Annotated in this window: 4 protein-coding genes; all 4 read right to left on the bottom strand. The window is 56.8% G+C overall.

What is annotated here, in order from left to right; translation table 11 throughout:
* Positions 1–16: 16 nt before the first annotated feature.
* Positions 17–1,528 carry an IS66 family transposase gene (locus J3L16_RS15640; protein WP_207613998.1) on the bottom strand — a complete coding sequence of 504 codons (1,512 nt, stop codon included), beginning with the start codon at positions 1,526–1,528 and terminating at the stop codon, positions 17–19.
* Positions 1,529–1,583: 55 nt separating this feature from the next.
* Complete coding sequence (gene tnpB, locus J3L16_RS15635) at positions 1,584–1,937, bottom strand: IS66 family insertion sequence element accessory protein TnpB (protein ID WP_207613997.1); 354 nt, start codon at positions 1,935–1,937, stop codon at positions 1,584–1,586.
* The gene (locus J3L16_RS15630) at positions 1,934–2,320 is read right to left on the bottom strand and encodes a transposase (RefSeq protein ID WP_242698876.1); all 387 of its coding nucleotides are present in this window, start codon (positions 2,318–2,320) and stop codon (positions 1,934–1,936) included. The genes tnpB and J3L16_RS15630 overlap by 4 nt, the downstream gene beginning before the upstream one ends.
* A gap of 225 nt (positions 2,321–2,545) precedes the next feature.
* On the bottom strand, positions 2,546–2,935 hold a 390-nt coding region (locus tag J3L16_RS15625), incomplete at its 5' end, for a transposase (RefSeq protein WP_207613995.1).

Raw genomic sequence — 2,935 nt, 5'->3', positions numbered from 1 at the left:
GTAAGCGGTGCGCTGGTCACACGTGTTTGACGTAGTTCCAGGGCAGCAGTTCTTTGATGTCGGTCTGCTTGTGGCCGTTGGCAATGGCGGTCAGGACACCTGATAGATAGCCCTGGGGCTCGATCGCGTTGAGCTTGCATGTCTCGATCAGGGACGCGATGACCGCCCAGTTTTGTGCGCCAGTATCGTGTCCGGCGAAGAGTGCGTTTTTGCGGTTTAGGGCGATGGGCCGGATCGTTCTTTCCACAGCGTTGTTGTCGAGTTCTATGCGACCATCGTCGAGGAACAGGTACAGCCCGTCCCAGTATTTGGCGATGTATTTCAGGGCCTCCCCGGTCGGAGATTTGGCCGAGACGCGGGCGCGGCTTTGTGCGAGCCATATCTCAAAAGTGTCGATGATGGGTTTTGAGTGTTCCTGTCGCGCAGCACGGCGTTGGTCTATTGCCTGACCACGCAAGTCTTTTTCGATGCGGTAGAGCGCCTGGATCTGAGCCAGGCCTTCTTGGGCAATCGGGGCCGCGCCAGATTGGGTGACATCGTGCAATTTGCGGCGAGCATGCGCCCAGCAATAGGCCAATGTCACGTCCTGCGCAGGCCGTTTGAGCAGGCGGTTGTAACCTGCATATCCATCGACTTGCAGCACCCCGCTGAAGCCCTTCAAAATAGTGTCTGCATGTTGGCCGGATCGTCCCGGCGCATAGGTAAAGGCCACACCGGGCGGATCATCACCGCCCCATGGCCTGTCATCCCGAGCCAGCGCCCAGAAGTATCCGGTTTTTGTGCGTTTGCGCCCGGGGGACAGAACTGGGGCTGGGGTTTCATCCATGAAGAGCTTGGTGGAGCGCTTCAGATCAGTCATCAGCGCCTCATAGACCGGTGTCAATTCGTATGCCGATTTGCCGACCCATGCGGCTAGGGTCGAGCGATCCAGATCGATGCCCTGACGGCTATAGATTTGCGCCTGCCGATAGAGCGGCAGGTGGTCCGCATATTTTGAGACGAGCACATGGGCCAAAGTGGCCTCGGTTGGCATGCCGCCTGCAATGATGTGGGCTGGTGCCGGGGCCTGGGTGATCCTACCCTCACAGGACCGGCAGGCGTATTTAGGGCGGCGGGTGACAATCACCCGGAACTGGGCCGGGATGATGTCCAGCCGTTCGCTCACATCCTCGCCAATGACATGACGCTCGGTTCCGCAGCCGCAGGAGAGTTCAGGTTCAATGACTACTTCCACCCGTTCAAGATGCTTGGGCAGTGAGCCCCGGTTGGTCTGTCGCGGTTTTGAAGGGCGCACAGGGGCGGTACGTTCGTCCGCGTCGATCTCGGCTTCCACCTGAGCGATGGCCGTCTCGATATCTTCAAGCCCCAGCTCATACTGGGCAGGGTCAATCTTTTCGGATTTGGACCCAAACAGCGCCTTTTTGAAGGAGGCAACCAGCGCCTCAAGCCGTGCATTCTGATCTTGCTGCGCACGGATAATCGCCTTCAATTCGGCGATATCATCGGGCAATTTGTCAGGCACAGTCATGCCCCATCTCATAACAAAACAAAGGCAGAATGACCCGTGCAAACGTGCCAGTGAGTCACTCCGCCGCAGCCGGAGCTGCCACCTCCAGAGGCCGCACGCGCCGCCAATCCAACCCTGCAAACAGCGCCTCAAACTGGGTCGGTTCAAGACGCATCACCCCGTTCTTGATCGCGGGCCATGTGAAGCTGTTATCTTCGAGCCGCTTGTATGCCATCACCAATCCGCTCCCGTCCCAGTAGATCAGCTTCAAGCGATCAGCCCGCTTGGCCCGGAACACATAGACCGACCCATCAAAAGGCTTTTGGCGCAATTGGCTTTGAACCAGAGCAGCCAGCCCGTCATGGCCTTTGCGGAAATCGACCGGGTCGCTTGCTACAAAAATCCGGACCTTGTGGAATGGCGTGATCACGTCGCCAAAGCCCGGGCGATATCGGCAATCCGCGCCGCTGGTGTCCCAGCATCAAGACGAACGGTGACATCGCCTCTAATCAAATCAATCGTGCTGGAGGATGTGACGGGCAGAGGCTCGGCGACAGGTGCAGGTACCTCAATCTCAACAGGCACAAAATCCATGCCGTCCAGATTGGGCAGAACCAACTTGCCCTGCCGCGCCATCCGCCGCCAATCGGACACCGTGCTCGGGATCAGCTCATACCGCTTAGCAACGGCCTTGACCGTCTCGCCTTCGAGCAGCGTCTCCGCCACAATCCGAGCCTTCAACTCAGGCGGCCAATTCCGCTTGCCATCCGCCCGACGCGGCACACTTGCCAGAAACTCGCTTATAGCTCCCATCGAGAAACTCCCCACAAAACAAAGAAGCCTCTGAATCGCAGATCACGAGCTATGTCGTAAGTGTGTGACCAGCGCACCGCTTACGTCGATCGACACATCTGGCTTATTTTGTTGAAAAAGTCATTGTGATTTGATGGATTTTGGGTCCTGCGATCTTTGCCGTAGGTTTTTTGTCCCGCCCGATGTGTTGGGCGGCTCATTCATTGGTCTTTTCTCTGGTTCAGATCATATGGTGACCCTTATTTCGGTGGTATGAGGTCTTAGTTTTGCAAGCTTTCGAAGGTTCTGGGCGATTGCGGCGAGTGTAAACTCGTCTTGTGCGCCACAGGGGCCTCGCAGCCGGAGCCTCCCAAGTTTCAATATTCGCTTGAGATGAGCGAAGAGCATCTCAACTTTTTTGCGCTTTGCTTGGGCTTTTGGGTTGAAGTCAGATTTCAATGCCATCCGAGTGAAGTCTCGGGCATCCTCGTGTTCTTCGCGCGTGATGGTGCGTGCGTTCGTCTTTGGACAGCAGTTTGGTTTTGATGGGCATATGTCGCACACATATTTGCTCGCCCGATATTTACGACGGCCTGTTCTTGGTTGCTTGTTGCGCGGATCAGGGTGGTTTTGCCG

The organism is Alteromonas sp. 5E99-2, assembly GCF_017368475.1.
GTDB lineage: Bacteria > Pseudomonadota > Gammaproteobacteria > Enterobacterales > Alteromonadaceae > Alteromonas_F.
This window is presented reverse-complemented; position numbering and strand designations above follow the sequence as displayed.

Bases quoted from the DNA above. Each gene is read 5' to 3' on its own strand.
- J3L16_RS15640 (WP_207613998.1), bottom strand. From the start codon at position 1,528: ATGACTGTGCCTGACAAATTGCCCGATGATATCGCCGAATTGAAGGCG.
- J3L16_RS15630 (WP_242698876.1), bottom strand. From the start codon at position 2,320: ATGGGAGCTATAAGCGAGTTTCTGGCAAGTGTGCCGCGTCGGGCGGAT.